We start from the raw sequence: 23,541 nt of genomic DNA, 5'->3' as shown, positions 1-23,541 counted from the left end.
CTAGTCGGGGTTATTTCATGGATGCCAGTTGGCCAGAAAAGCTGAAGCTCCCCAGTATTGCTGGCGAAGGACTTCGGATGCAATGCGCCTTCCGCTAAAGGCGGATGAGACATCCGTAATTATTAGGTCGGGAGCGAGTTAGATTCAATCCCACCGGTGCCCACCGTACAGCCTTTTGGTGGTGGCTGAGAAAAGCAATCAAGAACAGAGGGTATGGAGATGTCCACCGTCGGCCAACGCGAACGCCTCACCCAGCAGCAGGTGCTGCGCTTCTTCCAGGATGATCTGGGCTACCGCTACCTGGGGGACTGGAAGGATAGGGATGGCAACCGCAATATCGAGGAAGAGGTGCTGCGCGACTGGCTGGCGCGGCAGGGCCATGAAGAGCGCGTCATCAATCGCGCCCTGCGCGAGCTGGACCAGGCGGCGGCGATTGCCGGCAGCAAGACCCTCTATGACGCCAACCGCGGCGTCTACGAGAAGCTGCGTTACGGGGTGCACGTCAAACCGTCGGTGCAGGAGCAGACGGTTACCGTCTGGCTGATCGACTGGGCCAATCCCGAGAACAACGACTTTGCCGTGGCCGAGGAGGTCACGGTGGTCGGGGCCAATACCAAGCGCCCGGATGTGGTGCTGTACGTCAACGGTATCGCCCTGGGCGTGCTGGAGCTGAAACGCTCTACCGTGGCGGTGGCCGAGGGCATCCGCCAGAGCCTGGACAATCAGAAGCCGGAATTTATCGAGCCCTTCTTTGCCACCAAGCAGCTCGTAATGGCCGGTAACCCTAGCGAGGGCCTGCGTTACGGGGTGATCGAGACGCCCGAGAAGTTCTGGATGGAGTGGAAGGAGCCTTCCGAGATCGACGACCCCCTGAAGCGGGGGCTGCACCAGCTATGCCGCAAGGAACGGCTGCTGGAGATCGTGCACGACTTTATGGTCTTCGACGCCGGCATCAAAAAGACCTGCCGCCACAATCAGTTCTTCGGCGTGCGTGCTGCGCAGGATCATGTGCAGCGTCGCCAGGGCGGGATCATCTGGCACACCCAGGGCAGCGGCAAGTCGCTGACCATGGTGTGGCTGGCGAAATGGATTCGCGAGAACGTGCAGGACGCCCGGGTGCTGGTGATCACCGACCGCACCGAGCTGGACGAGCAGATCGAAAAGGTCTTCAAGGGTGTGGACGAGCAGATCCACCGCACCCGGAGCGGCGCCGACCTGATCGATGTGCTCAACCGCAGCGACGAGTGGCTCATCGCCTCGCTGGTCCACAAGTTCGGTGCCTCGGAGGAGGGCGATGTCGAGGCCTTCATCCGGGACATGCGCAGCCATCTACCGAAAGGCTTTCGGGCGAAGGGCAATCTGTTCGTGTTCGTCGACGAGTGCCACCGCACCCAGTCCGGCAAGCTGCACGAGGCGATGAAGGCCCTGCTGCCGGAGGCTCTGCTGATCGGCTTCACCGGCACGCCACTACTGAAGAAGGACAAGCGCAAGAGCATCGAAGTCTTCGGCCCCTATATCCATAGCTACAAGTTCGACGAGGCGGTGCAGGACGGCGTAGTGCTGGATTTGCGCTACGAAGCACGGGATATCGACCAGCATGTCACCTCGCAGGCCAAGATCGACCAGTGGTTCGAGCTCAAGACCCAAGGTCTGAACGACTATGCCCGCGCCCAGCTCAAGAAGCGCTGGGGCACGCTGCAGAAAGTGCTCAGCTCACGGGACCGGCTGGAGAAGATTGTCTCCGACATCCTCTGGGACATGGCGACCCGCGACCGGCTGATGAGCGGCCACGGCAACGCCATGCTGGTGGCTGGTAGCATCTACTCGGCCTGCCGTTTGTACGAGATGTTCGAGAAGACCGAGCTGAAGGGCAAGTGCGCCATTGTGACCTCCTATGTGCCGTCCACGGCTGATATCAAGGGCGAGGCCACCGGCGAGGGCGAGACCGAGAAGCTGCACCAGTACGACATCTACCGGCGCATGCTGGCCGAGCACTTCAACGAGCCCGAAGACACGGCCGTCAACAAGGTGGAGACCTTCGAGCAGGAGGTGAAAAAGCGCTTCATCGACGAGCCCGGCCAGATGAAGCTGCTGATCGTGGTGGACAAGCTGCTCACCGGCTTCGACGCCCCACCGGCCACCTATCTCTACATCGACAAGCAGATGCGCGACCACGGCCTGTTCCAGGCCATATGCCGGGTCAACCGGCTGCACACCGAGGACAAGGAAGTCGGCTATATCGTCGACTACAAGGACCTGTTCAAGTCCCTGGAGCAATCCATCCAGGACTACACGGGCGGGGCCTTCGACGCCTTCGACGCGGACGACGTGGAAGGGCTGCTGGAGGATCGGCTGGACAAGGCGCGGGAACGCCTGGAAGAGACCCGCGAAGCGGTCAAGGCACTGTGCGAGGCAGTGGACCCGCCCAAAGACAGCCCCGCCTACCGGCGCTATTTCGTCGGCCCCAGCGATGCGCCCGAGGTGCAGAAGGAGAACGAGCCCCGGCGTCTGGCCCTGTACAAACACGTCGGTGCCTTCCTGCGCGCCTATGCCGACCTGGCCAACGAGATGCAGCAGGCCGGCTACAGCGAAGCCGAGGCCGCCACGATCAAGGCGGAGGTCGAGCACTACGAGAAGGTTCGGGAGGAGGTGAAGCTGGCCAGCGGCGACTACATCGATATGAAGATGTACGAGCCAGCCATGCGGCATCTGCTGGACACCTACATCCGCGCGGATGAGAGCGAGAAGCTCTCGGCCTTCGACGACATGACGCTGGTCGAGCTGGTAGTCGAGCGCGGTGAAGACGCGGTGGACAGCCTGCCGGCATCCATCTCGGGTGATCAGGAGGCCATGGCCGAGACCATCGAGAACAACGTGCGCCGGCTGATCATCGACGAGATGGCGGTCAACCCGAAGTACTACGAGAAGATGTCCGAGCTGCTGGATGCCCTGATCGAGCAGCGTCGGCAGGAGGCGCTGGAGTACAAGGAATACCTGCGCCGGATCGTGGAACTGACGCGCCAGGCGGCCCGGCGGGAAGGTGAAAATCGCTATCCCACTGGCATTGATACACCGGCACAGCAGGCGCTTTATGACAACCTGGGCCAGGACAGCACTCTTGCCCTGCGCCTCGACGAGAAGATCCGGTCGGTCAAGAAAGCTGACTGGCGGGGGAATCGGTTCAAGGAGCGCGAAGTGCGAAACGCCATCGCCTACGTTCTCGAAACCCAAGCCCGGGAAAGCGAGATTCCCGACCAGGATGCAGTTTTTGAACTGGTGAAGAACCAGCATGACTACTGAGCGCAGCCATATCGAGGTCAGCGGCATCGACGTGGAGATTCGCCGCAAGGCGATCAAGAATCTCCACGTTGGCGTCTATCCGCCCGATGGCAAGGTACGGGTAGCTGCACCTGTGCACCTGGACGATGAGGCTGTTCGGTTGGCGGTCGTGTCACGATTGAGCTGGATTCGGCGCCAGCGACAGAGCTTTGCCCGCCAGGCGCGTGAGTCCGCCCGGGAGATGGTGACTGGGGAAAGCCACTATTTCGGGGGCAGGCGCTACCGGCTGGACTTGGTGGAAAGACCGGGCAATCCGCGAGTGCGCGTGGTCAACAACAGCATCCTTGAGCTACAAGTTCGACCGGGTACCGACCGGGCAGCTCGACAGCGGGCGCTCGACCGTTGGTACCGGCGCCAACTCAAAGCCCGCATTCCCGAACTTCTCGCCACCTGGGAGCCGGTTGTGGGGGTGAAGGTTTCGGACTGTCGCATCAAGCGAATGAAGACCCGCTGGGGGAGCTGCAACATCGAGGCGAGGCGCATATGGCTGAACCTGGAACTCGCCAAGAAGTCCCCTCGCTGCCTGGAATACATACTCGTCCACGAAATGGTGCACCTGTTGGAGCGTCACCACAACGAACGCTTCCGGGCCTTGATGGATCAATGCATGCCCGATTGGCGCCTGCGCAAGGACGAGCTCAACGAAACCTCGCTGGCACACGAAGAGTGGGATTATTGACGTCGCGCATAAAAAAACGGCTGCTGTCGGACGCACCTGCGCTGGCGCTCCGGTGCACCACGAAGGCAAGCGTTATACGCTCCAAGGTTCGAGTGAGCATGCCCGCGCGGATATCGACGTCTTCAATTCACAAGTCCAAGGTCACCAGGAGTTATCGTTGTCTGTGATTATGGGCTTGAGTTGGGAGGCGATATATGGATACAGAATTTGCAAAAGACTTCGGCGCGAGAGAGTTAACTGGCGTGCTAGAAAGGCTGAGCACTAGCAGCCATGCGTGTGAGCGCCTCCTGAGCGCCTTGGGTCCTGCCAATGGCCCATTGGCAGTTAATATGATTCGTTGCGGTGAGCTGGTTGGGGAGGTTGGCGATGGCGTACATGACTTCTTTGTAGACGAAATCGAAAATGAAGCAGAAGATGTGTGGGCTGGGATGATTCTTGCTGGAGAGGAAGACAACCCAGAAACCAATTACCCTGTGCTCATTAAAGAGTACTGCGGCGTTTTTTTTGTTTCGGCTTTGGAGCACGAAAGTGCCGGCTACTTTCTCTCTCTTGAAGATGCCTTAGGTTATGTGGAGTGCAACTGGGATAGGGTTCGTGAAGATCCCTAGAAAGTGATTTTTTAGGGCGCGACCTAGGCTGCGCTTCTTGCGCTCCAAACGGATCGGCGCTCTGCGCAAACCCACGGCTGCGGGCACCTTAATGAAATGGTGCACGGTCGTTGTGCCGCGTGTCAGTGCGCTGCAGACTGCGGAGCAGTTCCATGAGTACCGATTGGCCTGGTCGTGTGCGCCATCGCTTCTGACGGTTTTGGTGAAACTAAGAAAACTGGCGTTACACTGGCGGACCGGCTGTGGATTGGGTCGTTGTTAGCCCGCCCTTGTTTCGCCGCTGTTTACCACAACACCCAGGAGCCCAACCCAAGTGACAGAACCCACCCACCGCTTCCAACTCCGCAACCCCTGGCACTTCCTCGCCCTGGGCTTCGGCTCCGGCCTGGCGCCCAGGGCCCCCGGCACCTTCGGCACGGTGGCGGCCATACCGGTCTACCTGCTGCTGGCGCCGCTGCCGCTGTGGGCCTACCTGCTGGCGGTGGTGGCGGTCTGCGTGGCGGGGGTGTGGATCTGCGATATCGCCGCCCGCGATGTGGGGGTGCACGACCACCCGGCCATCGTCTGGGACGAGATTGCCGGCTACCTGATCACCATGATCGCCGTGCCGCTGGGGCTGGCCTGGGTGGTGGCCGGGTTTGTGCTGTTCCGCATCTTCGACATCCTCAAGCCCTGGCCCATCCGCTGGCTGGACCGCCACGTGCACGGCGGGCTCGGCATCATGGTGGATGACATCCTGGCCGGGGTGTTCGCGCTGGTGGTGTTGCACGCCCTGGTCTGGCTGGTGGGCTAGGCGCCATGCGCGGGATGTCCGGCAACGAGTACAGCGGTCAGAACCCCAACTGGCACATTATCGCCAGCGTGCTGCCCTACCTGGCGGAGTTCCGGGGGCGGGCCATCGTCGCGCTGGGATTCCTGGTGCTGGCCAAGCTGGCCACGGTGGGGGTGCCGGTGGGGCTGAAGTTCCTGGTGGACTACCTGGACGAGGCCCGCGGCGCCGAGGTGGTCTTTCTGCTGCCCCTCTTTCTGGTGGTTGCCTACGGCCTGCTGCGTTTTGCCTCCACCGCCTTCCAGGAGCTGCGCGACGCCATCTTCGCCCGGGTGGCGGAGCGCGCCATGCGCCGGGCCTCGCTGCAGGTCTTTCAGCACCTGCACCGGCTGGATCTGGGTTTTCACCTGGCGCGGCGCACCGGGGCGCTGGCCCGCGATATCGAGCGTGGCACCCGGGGGATGAGCTTTGTGCTGCGCTCGGCGCTGTTCAACATCGTGCCCACGGCGCTGGAGGTGTTGCTGGTGGCGGGCATCCTGATGGTCGCCTTCCAGGTGCACTTCGTACTCACTATCGCCGTGGCGGTGGTGTTCTACGTGATCTTCTCGCTCTACGTGACCGAATGGCGCATCCGCTTTGTGCGCCAGGCCAACGAGATGGACAACCGCTCCAACACCCGCTCGGTGGACAGCCTGCTTAACTACGAGACGGTGAAGTACTTTGGCGCCGAGCGCTACGAGGCGGCGCGCTACGACCGCGACCTGGACGCCTGGGAGGACGCCCGGGTGAAGAACCGCCTGTCGCTGGCCGCGCTCAACACCGGCCAGGCCGCCATCATCGCCTTGGCCATGACCGGCATGATGGGCATGGCCGCCTGGCAGGTGATGCAGGGCGGGATGAGCCTAGGCGATCTCACTATGATCAACGCCTTCCTGCTGCAGTTGTTCATCCCGCTCAACAACCTGGGCTTCGTCTACCGGGAGATGCGCGAGTCGCTGATCAACATCGAGCGCATGTTCGGGCTGCTCTACCAGCCGCCGCGGGTGGCCGACCGCGAGGATGCGGTGCCGCTGCGCGGCAATGGGGGCGAGGTGGCCTTTCAGGATGTGCACTTCGGCTACCAGCCGGAGCGGCCGATCCTGCACGGGGTGAGCTTCACCGTGCCGCGGGGGCACAAGGTGGCGCTGGTGGGGCCCAGCGGGGCGGGCAAGTCCACCATTGCCCGGCTGCTGTTCCGCTTCTACGACGTGGACGCCGGCTGTATCCGGGTGAATGGGCAGGATATCCGCGAGGTGACCCAGGAGAGTCTGCGCGCGGCCATCGGCGTGGTGCCCCAGGATACGGTGCTGTTCAATGACACCATTCGCTACAACATCGCCTACGGCAATCCCGAGGCCAGCGAGGCGCAGATCTGGGATGCGGTGCACCGGGCCCACCTGGACCACTTCGTCGCGCAGTTGCCGCAGGGGCTGGATACGGTGGTGGGAGAGCGCGGGCTGAAGGTCTCCGGGGGCGAGAAGCAGCGCATCGCCATCGCGCGGGTGCTGCTCAAGAACCCGCCGCTGCTGGTGCTGGACGAGGCCACCTCGTCGCTGGACTCGGCCTCGGAGCAGGCCATCCTCGCCACCCTGCAGGAGGTGGCCGAGGACCGCACCACCCTGGCCATCGCCCACCGGCTCTCGACCATCCGCGATGCCGACACCATCCTGGTGCTGGAGGCCGGCCGGGTGGTGGAGCAGGGCAGCCACGACGAGCTGCTGGCCAGGGACGGGCCCTATGCGCGCCTGTGGCGCTACCAGGACCGGCAGCAGCGGCTGGCGACCCGGCGCGAGGCGGCGGCCTCGCGGTAAGCGCCTCTCGATAACGAAAAACCCCAACGAAAAACCCCGGGCCGTGATGGCCCGGGGCGCCCCTGTGCCCGTGACGCGCTCACGCGGCGCGCCGCCGGTTTTACTTCGGGTCCACCGGCTTCAGCGGTGTGAAGTCGCGGTTGGCCAGGTGCTCCGGCCGCGGCTCCTGGCCGCTGAAGGGGCGCTGCGGGGTGTTCTCCACGCTGTTGTAGACGAACATCAGATTGGTGCGCGGGTTCGGCGAGATGTTGTCCGGCGAGGCGTGCAGGATGTTGCCCTCGTGGAAGACCACGGTGCCGGGCTCGCCGTAGACGCCCTGGACCTCGCCGCAGTTGCGGGTCATCCACTCGATGGTGTCCAGGCTGGGCACGCCGGCCACCTGCTGCTTCAGCGATTGCTCGAAGTTATTCTCCGGAGTCTCGCCGGCCACCGCCACGAACCACTGGTGCGAGCCGGGGATGACGAACAGCGGCCCGTTGTAGGGGGTGTTGTCCGTCAGCATGATCCAGCCGGTGGTCACCCGGCAGCGGGGCATGCCGTCCTCCACGTGCCAGGTCTCGAAGTCCGAGTGCCACTGGAACGATTTGCCCTTGATCGGCGGCTTCACGTTCACCCGCGACTGGTGGATGTACACGTCGCTGTCGAGCAGCTGGCGGGCCACGTCCAGCATCCGGCGGTCGCGGGAGATGCGGTCCACCATGGGGCTGAAGTTCTGGGCGGCGAAGATGGAGCGCACCTCGTCGGAGTCGGGCTCGGTGACCACCTCCTTGCGGTGGCTCATCTCGCGGCCGAGCCGGCGCACCTCCTCCAGCATGGGCTCCACCACATCCTTCATCAGCCCGGGCAGCACGATGAAGCCGTTCTTCTCATAGCTGTGGAGCTGTTCTTCCGACAGGCTGTATTCGCTGCGGGCAGGGCCATTGCCGAACACCACGGGGTCCTGGCGTTCACCAATGGCCTCCGCAGTACCCTGACGGCTGGGATAGACGTCGTTTGCCATCAGCATAGGGCTTACCTCCTCTTCCAGTTCCCTTAGGTCAAGGACACATATCCACACCGGGCTCTGCCGGTATTACAGGCATGCAAGTAAGCTTGCCGATACATCGGTTGCGTCTGGACCGCGTGCCGCAGGGGCCGAGGGGATCGGCCGGGCACCCGAAGGGGGCGGGCGCTCTAGTGCCCCCTTGTTGCGCAACCGGTTATAGATTTAATGGCTGTTCTGGAATTTTTCAAGCCCCGGTCCCGGGGGCGGATCTACCGGGTGGTCGGGGCGGGCTTCATTGCCCGATGGCCAGGAAGTAGGGCAGCCAGTAGACGGTGACCAGCGCCGCCAGCAGCACGTTGAACCAAATGGCCAGACGGTAGTGCTGACGCACGGGGCCGTCGGTGTCGATCATGAACACCCGCGCCATCAGTGCATCCAGCAGCAGGACCACCGCCACCAGCGGGGCCAGCACCGGCGCCAGCAGGGTGGGCACCAGGGCCCAGCCCTCCGTAACGATGCCGGTCCCCGGCTCCGGCCTCAGCACGATGGCGACCAGCGCGCATAACGCCAGGAACCAGCGCATGCTGCCGAGGGCAATCAGTCGTTGCGAAAGCGGTGTGGCTGCGGTCGCCATTCGGCTCCTCCCGGGGGCGTTGTTGTCATTCAGTTGTAGAACGCCCGCCTGCCCGGGGCAAGACCCGGCGTGCGTCTGGCGCAAGAGATTGTGCAGACCGGTGGGGAGCAGTTAAGCTACCGGGTTACTTCCTGTTTTCCGGGCGCCCTATCCGGGCCTGCGCCCCGTTTCAGCGATCGACCGCCTACACAGAACTGCCACGGTGATGCCATGACTGGTCGGGTATACGTCAAGACGCACGGCTGCCAGATGAACGAGTACGATTCGGACAAGATGGCCGACGTGCTGGTCAAAGAGCGGGGTTACACCCGGGTAAAGGACCCGGCCGAGGCCGATGTGATCCTTCTCAACACCTGCTCCGTGCGCGAGAAGGCGCAGGAGAAGGTCTTCTCCGAGCTGGGCCGCTGGAAGGACTACAAGACCCGGAATGGCGCCGTGATCGGCGTCGGCGGGTGCGTGGCCAGCCAGGAGGGCGAGGCCATCGTCACGCGGGCGCCGCACGTGGACGTGGTCTTCGGGCCGCAGACCCTGCACCGGCTGCCCGACATGATCGACCGGGCGAAGCGGGAGTCGCGGTCCGTGGTCGATGTCTCCTTCCCCGAGATCGAGAAGTTCGATCGGCTGCCCGAGCCGCGCGCCGAGGGCCCCACCGCGTTTGTCTCCATCATGGAGGGGTGCAGCAAGTACTGCTCCTTCTGCGTGGTGCCCTACACCCGCGGCGAGGAGATCAGCCGCCCCTTTGAGGACGTGATCGCCGAGGTGGCGAGCCTGGCCGAGCAGGGCGTGCGCGAGGTGACGCTGCTAGGGCAGAACGTCAACGCCTACCGCGGCCCCATGGCCGACGGCACGGTCTGCGACCTGGCGCTGCTGATCCACTTCGTGGCGGCGCTTGACGGCATCGGCCGCATCCGCTTCACCACCTCCCACCCGGTGGAGTTCTCCGACAGCCTGATCGAGGCCTACCGCGAGGAGCCCAAGCTGGCCGGCCACCTGCACCTGCCGGTGCAGAGCGGGTCCGACCTGGTGCTGAAGCTGATGAAGCGGGGCCACACTGCCGCCGAGTACCTGGACAAGATCGAGCGCATCAAGGCCGCCCGGCCGGGCATCAGCATCGCCTCCGACTTCATCGTCGGTTACCCCGGCGAGAGCGAGGCGGATTTCGAGGACACCATGCGGCTGATCGAGGCGGTGGGATTCGACCAGTCCTTCAGCTTCCTATACAGCCCCCGGCCCGGTACCCCGGCGGCCTCCCTGTCCGACAGCACGCCGACCGAGGTCAAGCGCGAGCGGCTCTACCGGCTGCAGGAGACCATCAACGCCAACGCCCGGCGGATCAGCGAATCCATGGTCGGCACGGTGCAGCGGGTGCTGGTGGATGGTCGGTCGCGCAAGGACCCCAACGAGATCTCCGGGCGCACGGAGAATAATCGGGTGGTTAACTTTGCCGGCCATCCGCGGCTGATCGGGCACTTCGTGGAGGTGCGCATCACCGAGGCCAAGCCCAACTCCCTGCGCGGGGAGCTGCTGGGCCTGGACGACGACGAGGTGGCGGCCTGAGGCCGGCCCCGCGCCCCGAGGCGGAATCATCATCGTGTCATCTTGCCCGCGTTCCACACGCCCGGCCGTTGCGCTAGGCTAGCGGTAAGCAAACCGACAACCTGCCGGACCCTGGGCCATGGGCCACGGGATCGGCCCTGCCGAGAGACAGTAGACGCCAAATTGAGTAATCGTCCGCAAGCCCTGGATTTTGACCTGGAGCCCGCCGACAACGAGCGCCTGGCGCGCCTGTGCGGGCAATTCGACGAGAACCTCCGCCAGGTGGAACGCCGCCTGGGGGTGGAGATCCGCAATAACGGCCACCATTTTCGGGTGATTGGCAACGGTGACTCGGTTGCTGCCGCCGAGCGTGTCCTGCACGAACTCTACGACGACTCGGCGCGCAAGCTGATCGAGCCCGAGGCTGTGCATCTCTGCATTCAGGACGTGGGGGTGGAGGATGACCCCGCGGCCTTCGAGGCCGAGGATGAGGACGAGGCGGATGCGGCCGGCGAGGTGATCATCCGCACCCGCAAGGCCCAGGTGCGCGGGCGCGGCCCCAACCAGCGCGCCTACCTCCGGCGGGTGCTCACCCACGACCTCAATTTCGGCGTGGGGCCCGCCGGCACCGGCAAGACCTACCTGGCCGTGGCCTGCGCCGTGCAGGCGCTGGAGGCGGACGAGGTGCGCCGGGTGGTGCTGGTGCGCCCGGCGGTGGAGGCGGGCGAGCGGCTGGGCTTTCTGCCCGGCGACATGGCCCAGAAGGTGGACCCGTACCTGCGCCCCCTCTACGACGCCCTGTTCGAGATGCTCGGCTTCGAGCGCGTGGGCCGGCTGATCGAGCGCGGCGTCATCGAGATCGCGCCGCTGGCCTTCATGCGCGGGCGCACCCTGAACCACAGCTTCATCATCCTGGACGAGGCACAGAACGCCACCGTCGAGCAGATGAAGATGTTCCTGACCCGCATTGGTTTCGGCTCCACCGCCGTGGTCACCGGGGACGTCACCCAGATCGACCTGCCGCGGGACAAGCCCTCGGGCCTGCGCGACGCGGTGGACGTGCTGCGCGACGTGGACGGGGTCAGCTTCACCTTCTTCACCGCCCGGGACGTGGTGCGCCACGCGCTGGTCCAGCGCATCGTGCAGGCCTATGACAGCCGCAGCGAGTGAACTCGAGCGGCTGGATCTGGACGTCCAGTACGCGCTGGAGCCGTGCCCCGGGCTGCCCGACGAGGCGCGATTCCAGCGCTGGGTGCTGGCGGCGCTGGACGGCGCTGGCCACCCGGGTGAGGCCGCGCTGGCCCTTCGGCTGGTCGCGGAAGAGGAGGGGCGGGCGCTCAATCACGCCTGGCGGGGCAAGGACTACCCCACCAACGTGCTCTCCTTCCCCTTCGAGCAGCCGCCGGGCCTCGACACTCCGCTGCCGGAACTGGGCGACCTGGTGGTGTGCGCCCCGGTGGTGGCGCGGGAGGCACGCGAGCAGGGCAAGGCCGAGGCCGACCACTGGGCCCACCTGGTGGTGCACGGCGTACTCCACCTGCTGGGGCACGACCACCAGAATGATGCCGAGGCCGACGTGATGGAGGACCTGGAGCGGCGCGTCCTGGCCGATCTGGGTATTGCTGATCCCTATCGCGATGACGAACAATAGCGCGCCCCGCCATTGCCTGATGGGTTGCCCCGGCGGCCCATCAGGCAATGGAGGACTTCTCCGGCAACCGACACAGGCCTGATGAACGAGGACCAATCGACGCCCCCTGCTCAGAACCAGAACCCCAGGCGCTGGCTGGAGCGCATCGCGCAGGTGCTCTCCGGGGAGCCGCGCGACCGTAACGACCTGCTCGAGGTGCTTCGCGACGCCCACGATCGCGGGCTGATGGACGCCGACGGCTTGGCGATGATCGAGGGGGTGCTGCACGTCTCGGAGATGCAGGCGCGCGATATCATGATCCCCCGTTCCCAGGTCACGGTATTGCCCCGGGACATGCCGCCGCGCGACATGCTCCCCACCGTGGTCCGCACCGGTTATTCCCGCTTCCCCGTTACCGGCGAGAGCCGGGACGACGTGATCGGTATCATGCTGGCGAAGGACATGCTGCGCTGCTTCATGGAGGAGGGCGAGGGCTTCCGTATCCGCGAGGTGCTGCGCCCGCCGATGTTCATCCCCGAGTCCAAGCGGCTGGACGCCCTGCTGAAGCAGTTCCGCGAGGCGCGCAACCACATGTCCATTGTGGTGGACGAGTATGGCGGCCTCGCCGGCATCGTCACCATCGAGGACGTGATCGAGCAGATCGTCGGTGACATCGACGATGAACACGATTACAACGAGGATACCGCCATCCTCACCCACGATGACGGCTCCAGCGTCGTCAAGGCGCTGACCCCGGTGGAGGACTTCAACGAGCACTTCGGCCTGGAGCTGCCCGACAATGAGTTCGACACCATCGGGGGCCTGGTGGCCGGGCGGCTGGGCCACGTGCCCCGCCGCGACGAGGTGCTGGAGCTGGATGGGCTGACCCTGCGGGTGGTCCGTGCGGACAAGCGTCGGGTGCACCTGCTGAAGGTCTCGCGCGCGGATCAGACGGACGCCGCGGCACCGGCCGCGGATAAACGGAACTAGGCCATGCGCGGGCTGGACGCCTTGAACCGCCGGCCCTGGCTGGCGGCAGGCCTCGCGCTGCTGGCCGGCGCGGCCCTGCCGCTGGCCTTCGCACCCTTCCACTGGTTTCCGCTGGCGGTGCTCTCGCCAGCCCTGCTGTTCCTGCTGGCCGCGGTGCTCGCCCCGCGTGCCGCCCGCTGGTCCGCCTGGGCCTGGGGCGTCGGCTACTTCGGCGTGGGTGTCTCCTGGGTGTACGTCAGCATCCACCAGTTCGGCGGCGCCCCGCCGCTGCTGGCCGGCCTGACAACGGCCGCTTTTGTCCTCGCCCTGGCGCTGTTTCCGGTGCTGCTGGTGGAGGCCGCCCGTCGGCTGGCCCGGCCCGGCAGTGGTTTGCACCTGTGGCTGGCCCTGCCCGCGGTCTGGGTGCTGCTGGAATGGGTGCGCGGTTGGCTCTTCACCGGCTTCCCCTGGTTGCTCCTCGGCTACAGCCAGCTGGACACCCCCTGGGTGGGCTGGGCGCCGGTGCTGGGCGTGCTGGGCATGGGGGCGTGGCTGGCGGTGTTGGCCGGTGGCCTGGCGTGGGCGTGTCTGCAGCCCCGGCAGGCGGTGCGTTGGGGCGCGCTGGCCAGCGCCGCGGTGGCCTTCGCGGTGGCCGGCTGGGGCCTGGACCGGGAGTGGAGTCAGCCGGCCGGCGAGCCGCTGCAGGTGGCCATGGTCCAGGGCAACATGAGCCAGGACATCAAGTGGCTGCCGGAGTACCTGGGGCCTACCCTGGAGCGCTACGAGACCCGCACCCGCCCCTACGCCGGCCGTGTCGACGTGATGGTCTGGCCGGAGACGGCCGTGCCCGCCTTTCTCCACCAGGTGGAGGCCGACTGGCTGCGCCCCCTGGCCGACGAGCTGCGCGACGAGGGCACCGAGCTGCTGGTGGGGCTCCCGGTCTACGAGCGCGAGGCGGACGCCATCTACAACAGCCTGGTTGCCCCGGCGGGCGAGCCGCAGGCCTACCACAAGCACCACCTCGTGCCGTTCGGCGAGTACGTGCCGTTACGCGATTGGCTGGGCAGTACCCTGGACGTGCTGGGCGCACCGCTGGCCGATTTCACCCGGGGCCCGCGCCCCGAGCCCTTGACGGTGCAGGGGCAACCGGTGGGGGCCGCCATCTGCTACGAGGTGGTCTACGGTGCCACCATCGCCCGTCTGGCCCGGGACTCGCGCTGGCTGGTGAACGTCTCCAACGACGCCTGGTTCGGTCAGTCGCTGGCGCCGCACCAGCACCTGCAAAAGGCGCGCTGGCGTGCCCGTGAGGTGGAACGACCACTGGTGCGGTCCACCAATACCGGCATCTCCGCGTTCATCGGCCACGACGGTGGGGTGGAAAAGGCGCTGCCCCGTTTGGAGCTGGCTGACGGGGCGCACCCGGTGCAGGGGCGTGAGGGGCTGACGCCCTATGCCCGCTGGCTGGACTGGCCGGTGATGGGCGTGGTGTTGTTGGCCGTCGTGGGGCTGATCGGCCGGCGGTGGTGGCGCCACCGCACCGGCTGATGGGTGCGGTGGCCGCGGGGTGGCCCGGCCCGGGCGACTCAGCTGGCGTTCTCTTCCTCTTCCTGGTCCCAGCCGGTGCGGCGCACAAAGCGGGTGCCGTTGCAGGAGGAGCAGGGGGGCACGTGGCCGGTCTTGCTGAAGGTCATGGTGCGGCCGCAGTCCTCGCACTCCAGCACGCCGGGGCCGGTGATCTCGCCGGTGCGGTACGCCTCGCGCACGTGCCCGGTACGCTGGAACTCCAGCCACTCCATGCGGGTGCGGTCGGCCACCGAGGAAAAGGCATCCCACAGCCAGTTTTCCAGTATCTGCAGGTCCATGCGGAACCAGCCGCGCAGGTCGCGCTCCTCGGTGTGGGCCAGAAAGCGCCCGGCCTCCTCCACGTCGCGGCGCAGGTACTCGGCGATGTTCTCCGCCTCGTCCCGGGTCAGCTCGCCCAACTCCACGGCCTGCTCCTTGGCCCACTGCAGGGCGTCGCGGACGCTCTGCCGCTCGCCCTTCAGGCGCTCGCGGATGCGGTCCAGCATGCGGTCGTAGCCGCGCAGCAGGTGTTGTTGCTCTTCCTTTTTCCGTTCGTCGCTCATTGCCGCGCTCCGATTGTCCGATTGTTCACCCCATTTAAACGCGTGCAGGGCGGCTTGGCCAGTCACCGGGGGCGGATGCCGGCCACGGGGCCTGCGGTGGAGTCCCCCGGGCCCCTGCGGTATCCTTGCGGGTTTCCTCGGCCGGGCACCGCCGGCACTGAAACCCGCCAACCGTTCAACGTGATAAAGGCCCATGGACGCAAGCTATAAACCCGAGCAGATCGAGGCCCAGGCCCAGCGCCACTGGGACGAACAGCAGAGCTTTGCCGCCCGCGAGGAGCGCGGGGGCGAGAAATTCTACTGCCTCTCGATGTTCCCCTACCCGAGCGGGCGGCTGCACATGGGCCACGTGCGCAACTACACCATCGGCGACGTGATCAGCCGCTACCAGCGCATGCAGGGGCGCAACGTGCTGCAGCCCATGGGCTGGGACGCCTTCGGCCTGCCCGCCGAGAACGCGGCCATGAAGCACGGCGTGCCGCCGGCCCGCTGGACCCGCGAGAACATCGCCACCATGCGCGAGCAGCTCCAGCGGTTGGGCTTCGCCTACGACTGGAGCCGCGAGTTCGCCACCTGCGACCCGGAGTACTACCGCTGGGAGCAGTGGCTGTTCACCCGGCTCTATAAAAAGGGCCTGGTCTACAAGAAGACCGCCACGGTCAACTGGGACCCGGTGGACCAGACCGTGCTCGCCAACGAGCAGGTGGTGGACGGCCGCGGCTGGCGCTCCGGCGCGGTGGTGGAGCGCCGGGACATCCCCCAGTGGTTCCTGCGCATCACCGACTACGCCGACGAACTGCTGGAGGCGCTGGACGACCTGCCCGGCTGGCCGGAGCAGGTGCGGGCCATGCAGCGCAACTGGATCGGCCGCTCCGAGGGCGTGGAGCTGGATTTCACCGTGGAGGGCCACCCGGAGAAGCTGCGTGTCTACACCACCCGCCCCGACACCCTCTATGGCGTCACCTACGTGGGCCTGGCCCCGGAACACCCGCTGGCCCAGCAGGCGGCCGAGGGCAACCCGGAGATGCAGGCCTTCATCGAGGAGTGCCGCAAGGGCGGGGTGGCCGAGGCGGACATCGCCACCATGGAAAAACGGGGCATGGACACCGGCCTGCAGGCGGTGCACCCGCTCACCGGCGAGCCGGTGCCGGTCTGGGTGGCCAACTTCGTGCTGATGGAATACGGCCACGGTGCGGTGATGGCCGTGCCCGCCCACGACCAGCGGGACTGGGAGTTCGCCAGCAAGTACGGCCTGGCCATCCGCCCGGTGGTGCACCCGGCCGCCGATGAGCGCGCCGATGTGACTGAGGCCGCCTTCACCGAGGATGGCGTGCTGGCCGACTCCGGCGAATTCTCCGGCCTGCCTTCCGCCGACGCCCGCCAGGCCATCGGCGAGAAGCTGGAGGCCCTGGGCCGCGGCGAGCGCACGGTCAACTACCGGCTGCGCGACTGGGGCGTTTCCCGCCAGCGCTACTGGGGCGCGCCCATCCCCATGATCCGTTGCCCGAAATGTGGCGACGTGCCGGTGCCCGACGAGGACCTGCCGGTGGTGCTGCCCGAGGACGTGGACGTGACCGGCGGCGGTTCCCCCATCAAGTCCATGCCCGAGTTCTACCAGACCACCTGCCCCGAGTGCGGCGGCGAGGCGGAGCGGGAGACCGACACCTTCGACACCTTCATGGAGTCTTCCTGGTACTACGCCCGCTTCGCGTGCGCCGGCCAGGATTCGGCCATGCTGGACGACCGGGCCGACCAGTGGCTGCCGGTGAACCAGTACATTGGCGGCATCGAGCACGCCATCCTGCACCTGCTCTACGCCCGCTTCTTCCACAAGGTGATGCGGGACGAGGGCCTGCTGGGCAGCGACGAGCCCTTCCACAACCTGCTTACCCAGGGCATGGTCATCGCCGATACCTATTACCGCGAGCGCGAGGACGGTGGCAAGGACTGGTACAACCCGGCCGAGGTCACGGTGCAGCGCGATGACCGCGGCCGGCCCGTTTCCGCCGTGCTCCAGGCCGACGGCGAGCCGGTGGTGATGGGGGGCATCGAGAAGATGTCCAAGTCCAAGAACAACGGCGTCGACCCGCAGGATCTCATCGACCGCTACGGCGCCGACACCGTGCGCCTCTACACCATGTTCGCCGCGCCGCCGGATCAGTCCCTGGAGTGGTCCGACTCGGCGGTGGAGGGGGCCTACCGCTTCCTGCGCCGCTACTACGGCCTGGTGCGCGACCACGTGGCCGCCGGCCCGGCCCCGGCGCTGGACGTGAACGCCCTGGACGATGCCGCCCGGGAGCTGCGCCGCAAGGTGCACGAGACCATCGCCAAGGCCTCCGACGACGTGGGCCGGCGCTACACCTTCAACACCGCCATCGCCTCGGTGATGGAGCTGTGCAACGCCCTGGGCAAGGCCGCCGGCGAGCCGTCCGAGGCCACCCGCGCGGTGTTGCAGGAGGGGCTGGAGGCGGCCACCCTGATCCTGGCGCCCATCGCCCCCCACGTCACCCACGTCTGCTGGCAGGCGCTGGGCCACGACGAGTCGGTGATCGACGCCCGCTGGCCGGCGGTGGACGAGTCAGCGCTCACCCGCGACACCGTCGAGCTGGTGGTGCAGGTGAACGGCAAGCTGCGCAGTCGGGTGGAACTGCCCGCCGACGCGGACAAGGCCGCGGCCGAGGCGGCCGCCCTGGCCGATGAGAAGGTGCAGCGCTTTACCGACGGCAAAACGGTGCGCAAGGTCATCGTGGTGCCGGGTAAACTGGTGAACATCGTCGCGAATTGACGCGGAGACCCCAAGACATGCGTCGCGTGGTAAGGCTGGGATTCATCCTTCTGCTCGCCCTCTTGCTGACCGCCTGCGGTTGGCAGCTGCGTGGCGTGGGCGGCGGTGCCGCCGGGCTGGACGGCACCGCGGTCTACGTGGACGGCTCCCCGGCGCGCGACCTGCGCCAGGCTCTGGCCGAGGGGCTCGCGAACAGCGGCGCGGACGAGGTCGAGTCCCTGGCGGATGCTGATCTGGTGCTGCGCATCGTGGGCGATTCCCGGGACCGGCGATCACTGGCGGTGGACCGGCAGATCCAGGCCCGCGAGTACGAGCTGCGCTACCGGTTGGAGTTCGAGCTGGAGAACGCCGAGGGCGACCGCCTGATGGACCGCAACCAGATCACCACCGTGCGCGGCTACCGGGTGGACCGGGACGACCCCGTGGGCACCGACCGGCGCGAGGATGAACTGTTGCTGGACCTGCGTCGCGACGCGGTGCGCCTGATGCTACTCCAGGTGGCGGCCAACAAGGATGCCGAACCGCAGGCCGAGGATAACGGCGACACGCCGGACTGACCCGTGCAACTGAAACCGCACGACATCCCCCGCCACCTTCAGCGCAACCTGTTGCCCGCCTACCTGGTGGCGGGGGACGAGCCCCTGCTGATCCAGGAGAGCGTCGATGCCCTGCGGGCCGCCGCGCGCGCCCAGGGCTACGACGAACGCGAGGTGCTGGAGGTGGAGCCCGGCTTCGAGTGGGAGCGCCTGCAGCACGCTGCCGGCAACCTCTCCCTGTTCTCCGAGCGGCGACTCATCGAACTGCGCCTGCCCGACGGCAAGCCGGGCGCCGAGGGGGCGCGGGCGCTGCAGGATTACTGCGCCAAGGCGCCGCCGGACACCCTGTTGCTGGTGATCAGTGGCCGGTTGCCGGGCAAGGCGCGGCAGAGCGCCTGGGTCAAGGCCCTGGAGGGGCTGGGGGCGTTGGTCTACTGCTGGCCGGTCGGGCCGCGGGAGTTCCCCGGCTGGTTGCGCCGCCGGCTCCAGCACCACGGCCTGCAGCCCAGCGACGACGCCATCGAACTGCTGGTGGCCCGCTCCGAGGGCAACCTGTTGGCGGCCAACCAGGAGGTGGAAAAGCTGGCCCTCCTGCACGGCCAGGGGCCCCTCGACGGTGATACGGTGGCCGCGGCCGTGGCCGATAGCGCCCGCTACGACCTCAACGACCTGGGCGACGCCATGCTGACCGGCGACCGCGGCCGCGCCTGGCACGTGCTGCAGGGGTTGCGCGAGGAGGGCACGGCGGCGCCGCTGGTGCTCTGGGCCGTGGCCCGCGACCTGCGGGCGGTGGCGGACCTGCGGTGCAAGCGGCCGGCCAAGCCGGAGTGGGAGCGCTTCCTGCGCGGTCACGGCATTTTCAGGCCGCGGGTGCCGCGGATCGCGGGTGCGGCCCGGCGTGGCCAGCGCCAGGAGTGGCTGCACCTGCTGTCGCGCTGCGCCGAGGTGGACCGCACCGTGAAAGGGGTCGGGGAAGGGCGCGCCTGGGATGAGCTGGCCCGGGTGGTGGACGCCGCCGCGCGCCTGGTCGCGTCAGGGTGAGTCCGGCCCGCACAGGATATACACTACGGATAATGAACCGGAGGATAACAGGCAGGCCATGACCGAAGACATTCGCGCTTACATGCAGACCCTCGGGCAGCAGGCCCGCGACGCCGCCCGGGAGATGGCCCGTGCGGACACCGGCCACAAGAACGCCGCCCTGCACGCCATGGCGGACGCCCTGGAGGAGCACGCCGGCGACCTCAAGCGGGCCAATGCCGAGGACCTGGAGAATGGTCGCGCCAACAACCTGGATGCGGCCCTGCTCGACCGGCTGGAGCTCAACGACGAGCGCATCCAGGGCATGGCCGCGGGGCTGCGCCAGATCGCCGGGTTGCCCGATCCCGTCGGCGCCATCCGCGACCTGGCCTACCGGCCGTCCGGTATCCAGGTGGGGCGCATGCGCGTTCCGCTGGGTGTCATCGGCATCATCTACGAGTCCCGCCCCAACGTCACCGCCGATGCGGCCGCGCTCTGTCTGAAGAGCGGCAATGCCGCCATCCTGCGCGGTGGCTCCGAGGCGCGCCACTCCAACGCCGCCATTGCCGACTGCGTGCGCGCCGGGCTGGAGCGCGCCGGGCTGCCCCGCGATGCCGTGCAGGTGGTGGGCACTACCGACCGTGCCGCGGTGGGTGAGCTGATCCGCATGGACAAGTACGTGGACGTGCTGGTGCCCCGCGGCGGCAAGGGCCTGATCGAGCGCATCACCGCCGAGGCGAGCGTCCCGGTCATCAAGCACCTGGACGGGATCTGCCACGTCTACATCGACGACGACGCCAACCCGGAGAAGGCCATCAGCGTGGCCTACAACGCCAAGACGCAGCGCCTGGGTACCTGCAACACCATGGAGACCCTGCTGGTGGCGGAGTCCATGGCCGGGCGGGTGTTGCCCGAACTGGGCCGCCGCTACCGCGAGTCCGAGGTGGAAATACGGGGGTGCGCGCAGACCCGCGAGTACATCCCGGAGGCGGTGCCCGCCCGCGACGAGGACTGGGCCACCGAGTACCTGGACGCCATCGTCTCCATCCGCGTGGTGCCGGGGCTGGATGAGGCCATCGAGCACATCGACCGGCACAGCTCCGGCCATACCGAGAGCATCCTCACCGAGAACTGGTCCCGCGCCCAGCGCTTCCTGCGCGAGGTGGACTCCAGCTCGGTGATGGTCAACGCCTCCACCCGGTTCGCCGACGGCTTCGAGTACGGTCTGGGTGCCGAGATCGGCATCAGCACCGACAAGCTGCACGCCCGCGGGCCGGTCGGTCTGGAGGGGCTGACCACCGAGAAGTTCATCGTGCTCGGGGACGGCCAGATCCGCGAATAGCGCCTGCCTGTGACCGCGATTGCACCACAACACCGCCTCTCGCCCCTGGGCCTGTTCGGCGGCACCTTCGACCCCGTGCACTACGGGCACCTGCGTCCGGCGCTGGAGGCGCAGCAGGCTCTGGGCCTGGGCAGCGTCCGCCTACTGCCCTGCCGGCTGCCGCCCCACCGCGACCGGCCCGCCCGGGACGCGGCGCTGCGCCTCGACCTGCTGCGCCTGGGTGCCCGCGAGGTGCCCGGCTTCCGGGTGGACGACCGCGAGCTGCGCCGTTCCGGGCCCTCCTACACGGTGGACACCCTGCGTGAGCTGCGCCTTGAGCAGGGCGCCGAGCGGCCCCTGGTGCTGTTGATGGGCGCCGACAGCATGCGGGGCCTGGGGCGCTGGTACCGTTGGCGCGAGCTGTTCGATTACGCCCACGTGGTGGTGCTTGACCGCCCGGGGTATGTCCCCGAGCCCGCCGCCGAGGTGGCGCCCTTCGTCGCCGAGCGGTACCTGTCCGGGCCGGCCGACCTGCGGCGGGCACCGGCGGGCGGTTTTTTCCGGCTGCCGGTCACCCCGCTGGCCGTCTCGGCCACCCGCATCCGTCGGTTGCTGGCGCAGGGCCGCTCGGTGCGTTTTCTGCTCCCTGAGGCGGTCCGCCGCCATATCCACCAACAAGGCCTGTACGGCTATCCGCAGGTTTGAGGACCGTATTGCATGAGTGAGACCGAGATCAGTCTGGAACAGCTGGAAACCCTGCTGCGTGAGGCCCTGGACGACATCAAGGCCGAGGACGTGGTCTTCCTGGATGTCCGGGGCCGGACCCCGATGACCGACCTGATCGTGGTGGCCAGCGGCCGGTCCACCCGCCACGTGGCCTCGGTGGCCGACAGCGTGGCGGACGACCTGCGCGAACAGGGTATCCGCCCCATGGGCATCGAGGGCGAGCCGGGGTCCGAATGGATCCTGCTCGACCTGGGCGATGCCGTACTGCACGTGATGACCCCGGAGGCGCGAGATTTCTACCGGCTGGAGCGGCTCTGGAGCGTGGACGAGCACGCCGCCCCCGGTGCGCCGGACGAGGAGCGGGCCCAGGGCGGCAACCACTGAGCCGTGCGAATCCGGCTGATCAGTGTAGGTGGGCGCATGCCCGCCTGGGCCGCCGACGGCTACCAGGAGTACGCCCAGCGATTGGGTGCCGGCGTCAGCCTGGAACTGGTGGAGATCCCGCTGGGCCGGCGCGGCAAGGGCGCCGATCCGCGCCGGGCCCTGGACGAGGAGGGCCGCCGGATGCTCAAGGCGCTGGGCGACGAGCAGGTGGTGGCACTGGACGTGCGTGGCAAGGCCTGGGACACCCCGGCCCTGTCCCGGCAGCTGGACGGCTGGCTCCACGACGGCCGGGACCTTGCCCTGCTGGTGGGCGGCCCCGATGGGCTGCACCCCGACTGCGTGGCCCGCGCGAACCAGCGCTGGTCCCTCTCGCCATTGACCTTCCCCCACATGCTGGTCCGCGTGGTGCTGGCCGAGCAGCTCTACCGGGCCTGGAGCCTGCTTCAGGGCCATCCCTACCATCGCGCCTGACCCGGGGTGGTCCCGGCGGGAGCCGGTGGGGGCGACAGTGTGCCGCTGGAGCGCAGCCCGGCTTCTTGCTAACCTGCGGTGTCCCGCACTCCGACAACCGGGCCCTCGATCCGCCCGAGCCCCATGTTCAGAAGGAGCTGGCGAAGTGAGTTACCTGTTCTGGTCCAGCGAGCTGGACACCGGCATCAAATCGATCGACCAGCAGCACAAGCGTATCGTCGAGTACATCAACCGCCTGGATGACGCCCGTGCCCAGGGCAGCCGGCAACTCATCGGCGAAGTCATCGACGGGCTGGTGGACTACACCCAGTCCCACTTCTCCTTCGAGGAGAAGATGATGGAGGATGCCGGCTATCCGCTGTTGCGGGGGCATCGCCGGGTGCACCAGATGTTCATCAAGCAGGTGGCCGATTATCAGCAGCGCTTCGAGGCCGGGGAGGACGTGGCCGAGGAGCTGCACAGCCTGCTCAAGCGCTGGCTCTTCAACCACATCAAGCACGACGACGCCTCCTACGTGACTGACGTTAAGGCCAGCATGCAGGACCTGGAGACGGATTCCGGGGAGGAGGACGGCGAGCAGGAGGGCTGGCTGGCCCGCAACCTGCGCCGCTTCTTCGGCAGGTCGTCGGGGTAGCCGTTTTCTCAAACCAAGGGACAAAGGGAGGTGTCGCAATGGCTTACCTGGAATGGTCGCCCGAACTGGATACGGGCATCCAAGCAATCGACAGGCAGCACCGGAAGATCGTGGACTACATCAATCAGCTCCACGACGCGCGGCTCCAGGGTGACCGGGGTGTCATCGGCGAGGTGATCAACGGGCTGGTGGACTACACCCAGTCCCACTTCGTCTTCGAGGAGCAGATGATGGAGGACGCCGGCTATCCGCTGTCGCGGGGTCACAAGCGGATCCACGAGTCGTTCATCAAGCGGGTCGCCGCCTACCAGCAGCGCTTCGAGGCCGACGAGGACGTGGCCGAGGAGCTGCACGATCTGCTAAAACGCTGGCTTTATAACCATATCAAGCACGACGACGCCTGTTACGTGGACGATGTGCTGGGCAACATCGAGGGCCTGATGAAGGAACCGGCAAAAAAAGAAGAGGAAGAGAGCTGGGTCGCTCGCAGTCTGCGGCGCATCTTCGGTCGCTGACCGGAGCAGGCGGAACCACCAGAG

The 23,541-nt window shown here is 67.0% G+C and carries 22 protein-coding genes; 19 read left to right on the top strand and 3 right to left on the bottom strand.

All coding sequences use genetic code 11. The annotated features are described in order from the left end of the window. The first annotated feature begins 213 nt into the window (after positions 1 to 213). The 5 genes from DFR31_RS06400 (at position 214) to DFR31_RS06380 (ending at position 7,245) form a co-directional block, all read left to right on the top strand. Entirely contained in the window at positions 214 to 3,300 is a 3,087-nt protein-coding gene (locus tag DFR31_RS06400) for a type I restriction endonuclease subunit R (RefSeq protein WP_245971094.1), read from the top strand. Next, on the top strand, positions 3,290 to 4,018 hold the full coding sequence (locus DFR31_RS06395) for a M48 family metallopeptidase (RefSeq protein WP_121441771.1): 729 nt from the start codon (positions 3,290 to 3,292) through the stop codon (positions 4,016 to 4,018). The genes DFR31_RS06400 and DFR31_RS06395 overlap by 11 nt, the downstream gene beginning before the upstream one ends. Positions 4,019 to 4,212: 194 nt before the next feature. Then, positions 4,213 to 4,626 (top strand): hypothetical protein, encoded by a 414-nt coding sequence (locus DFR31_RS13765; RefSeq protein WP_147436949.1) that lies wholly within the window; start codon positions 4,213 to 4,215, stop codon positions 4,624 to 4,626. A 313-nt stretch (positions 4,627 to 4,939) separates the two neighbouring features. Next, entirely contained in the window at positions 4,940 to 5,419 is a 480-nt protein-coding gene (locus tag DFR31_RS06385) for a phosphatidylglycerophosphatase A family protein (protein WP_121441769.1), read from the top strand. Between the two features lie 5 nt (positions 5,420 to 5,424). Next, positions 5,425 to 7,245: an ABCB family ABC transporter ATP-binding protein/permease gene (locus tag DFR31_RS06380; RefSeq protein ID WP_121441768.1), complete on the top strand. Its 1,821-nt coding sequence runs from the start codon at positions 5,425 to 5,427 to the stop codon at positions 7,243 to 7,245. 100 nt (positions 7,246 to 7,345) lie between these two features. On the opposite strand, the gene DFR31_RS06375 is transcribed toward DFR31_RS06380, so the two are convergent. Both DFR31_RS06375 and DFR31_RS06370 read right to left on the bottom strand, forming a co-directional pair. Further along, a complete protein-coding gene (locus DFR31_RS06375) occupies positions 7,346 to 8,251 on the bottom strand; it encodes a phytanoyl-CoA dioxygenase family protein (protein WP_121441767.1) in 906 nt (301 codons plus the stop codon). Between the two features lie 271 nt (positions 8,252 to 8,522). After that, entirely contained in the window at positions 8,523 to 8,864 is a 342-nt protein-coding gene (locus DFR31_RS06370) for a hypothetical protein (protein ID WP_121441766.1), read from the bottom strand. A gap of 210 nt (positions 8,865 to 9,074) precedes the next feature. Between DFR31_RS06370 and miaB the strand changes: the two genes are divergently transcribed. From miaB to lnt, 5 genes are all read left to right on the top strand, one after another. Continuing rightward, complete coding sequence (gene miaB / locus DFR31_RS06365; protein ID WP_121441765.1) at positions 9,075 to 10,421, top strand: tRNA (N6-isopentenyl adenosine(37)-C2)-methylthiotransferase MiaB; 1,347 nt, start codon at positions 9,075 to 9,077, stop codon at positions 10,419 to 10,421. 162 nt (positions 10,422 to 10,583) lie between these two features. After that, entirely contained in the window at positions 10,584 to 11,570 is a 987-nt protein-coding gene (locus tag DFR31_RS06360; RefSeq protein ID WP_121441764.1) for a PhoH family protein, read from the top strand. Next, positions 11,551 to 12,051, top strand: a complete 501-nt coding sequence (gene ybeY / locus DFR31_RS06355; RefSeq protein ID WP_121441763.1) for an rRNA maturation RNase YbeY — start codon at positions 11,551 to 11,553, stop codon at positions 12,049 to 12,051. The genes DFR31_RS06360 and ybeY overlap by 20 nt, the downstream gene beginning before the upstream one ends. An 81-nt stretch (positions 12,052 to 12,132) precedes the next feature. Then, the gene (locus tag DFR31_RS06350) at positions 12,133 to 13,020 is read left to right on the top strand and encodes a CorC family transporter (protein WP_121441762.1); all 888 of its coding nucleotides are present in this window, start codon (positions 12,133 to 12,135) and stop codon (positions 13,018 to 13,020) included. 3 nt (positions 13,021 to 13,023) lie between these two features. Next, positions 13,024 to 14,544 (top strand): apolipoprotein N-acyltransferase, encoded by a 1,521-nt coding sequence (gene lnt / locus DFR31_RS06345; RefSeq protein ID WP_121441761.1) that lies wholly within the window; start codon positions 13,024 to 13,026, stop codon positions 14,542 to 14,544. Between the two features lie 38 nt (positions 14,545 to 14,582). Here lnt and DFR31_RS06340 read toward each other — a convergent pair whose 3' ends face one another. After that, positions 14,583 to 15,125 (bottom strand): zinc ribbon-containing protein, encoded by a 543-nt coding sequence (locus tag DFR31_RS06340; protein ID WP_121441760.1) that lies wholly within the window; start codon positions 15,123 to 15,125, stop codon positions 14,583 to 14,585. Between the two features lie 193 nt (positions 15,126 to 15,318). On the opposite strand from DFR31_RS06340, the gene leuS reads away from it, so the two are divergent. From leuS to DFR31_RS06295, 9 genes are all read left to right on the top strand, one after another. Further along, complete coding sequence (gene leuS / locus DFR31_RS06335) at positions 15,319 to 17,910, top strand: leucine--tRNA ligase (protein ID WP_121441759.1); 2,592 nt, start codon at positions 15,319 to 15,321, stop codon at positions 17,908 to 17,910. A gap of 17 nt (positions 17,911 to 17,927) precedes the next feature. Continuing rightward, on the top strand, positions 17,928 to 18,467 hold the full coding sequence (locus DFR31_RS06330) for an LPS-assembly lipoprotein LptE (protein WP_121441758.1): 540 nt from the start codon (positions 17,928 to 17,930) through the stop codon (positions 18,465 to 18,467). Between the two features lie 3 nt (positions 18,468 to 18,470). Further along, positions 18,471 to 19,487, top strand: a complete 1,017-nt coding sequence (holA, locus tag DFR31_RS06325; protein WP_121441757.1) for a DNA polymerase III subunit delta — start codon at positions 18,471 to 18,473, stop codon at positions 19,485 to 19,487. A gap of 58 nt (positions 19,488 to 19,545) precedes the next feature. Further along, positions 19,546 to 20,808, top strand: a complete 1,263-nt coding sequence (locus DFR31_RS06320) for a glutamate-5-semialdehyde dehydrogenase (protein ID WP_121441756.1) — start codon at positions 19,546 to 19,548, stop codon at positions 20,806 to 20,808. 9 nt (positions 20,809 to 20,817) lie between these two features. Next, positions 20,818 to 21,492 (top strand): nicotinate-nucleotide adenylyltransferase, encoded by a 675-nt coding sequence (gene nadD, locus DFR31_RS06315; RefSeq protein WP_121441755.1) that lies wholly within the window; start codon positions 20,818 to 20,820, stop codon positions 21,490 to 21,492. A 12-nt stretch (positions 21,493 to 21,504) separates the two neighbouring features. Further along, positions 21,505 to 21,897, top strand: coding sequence for a ribosome silencing factor (gene rsfS / locus DFR31_RS06310; RefSeq protein WP_121441754.1), 393 nt, complete (start codon positions 21,505 to 21,507; stop codon positions 21,895 to 21,897). Positions 21,898 to 21,900: 3 nt separating this feature from the next. Further along, entirely contained in the window at positions 21,901 to 22,368 is a 468-nt protein-coding gene (rlmH, locus tag DFR31_RS06305) for a 23S rRNA (pseudouridine(1915)-N(3))-methyltransferase RlmH (RefSeq protein WP_121441753.1), read from the top strand. Positions 22,369 to 22,513: 145 nt separating this feature from the next. After that, on the top strand, positions 22,514 to 23,002 hold the full coding sequence (locus DFR31_RS06300) for a bacteriohemerythrin (RefSeq protein ID WP_121441752.1): 489 nt from the start codon (positions 22,514 to 22,516) through the stop codon (positions 23,000 to 23,002). A gap of 38 nt (positions 23,003 to 23,040) precedes the next feature. Beyond that, positions 23,041 to 23,517, top strand: coding sequence for a bacteriohemerythrin (locus DFR31_RS06295; protein WP_121441751.1), 477 nt, complete (start codon positions 23,041 to 23,043; stop codon positions 23,515 to 23,517). Positions 23,518 to 23,541 lie beyond the last annotated feature (24 nt).

It is taken from the genome of Alkalispirillum mobile (assembly GCF_003664325.1).
Taxonomy (GTDB): domain Bacteria; phylum Pseudomonadota; class Gammaproteobacteria; order Nitrococcales; family Halorhodospiraceae; genus Alkalilimnicola; species Alkalilimnicola mobilis.
This window is presented reverse-complemented; position numbering and strand designations above follow the sequence as displayed.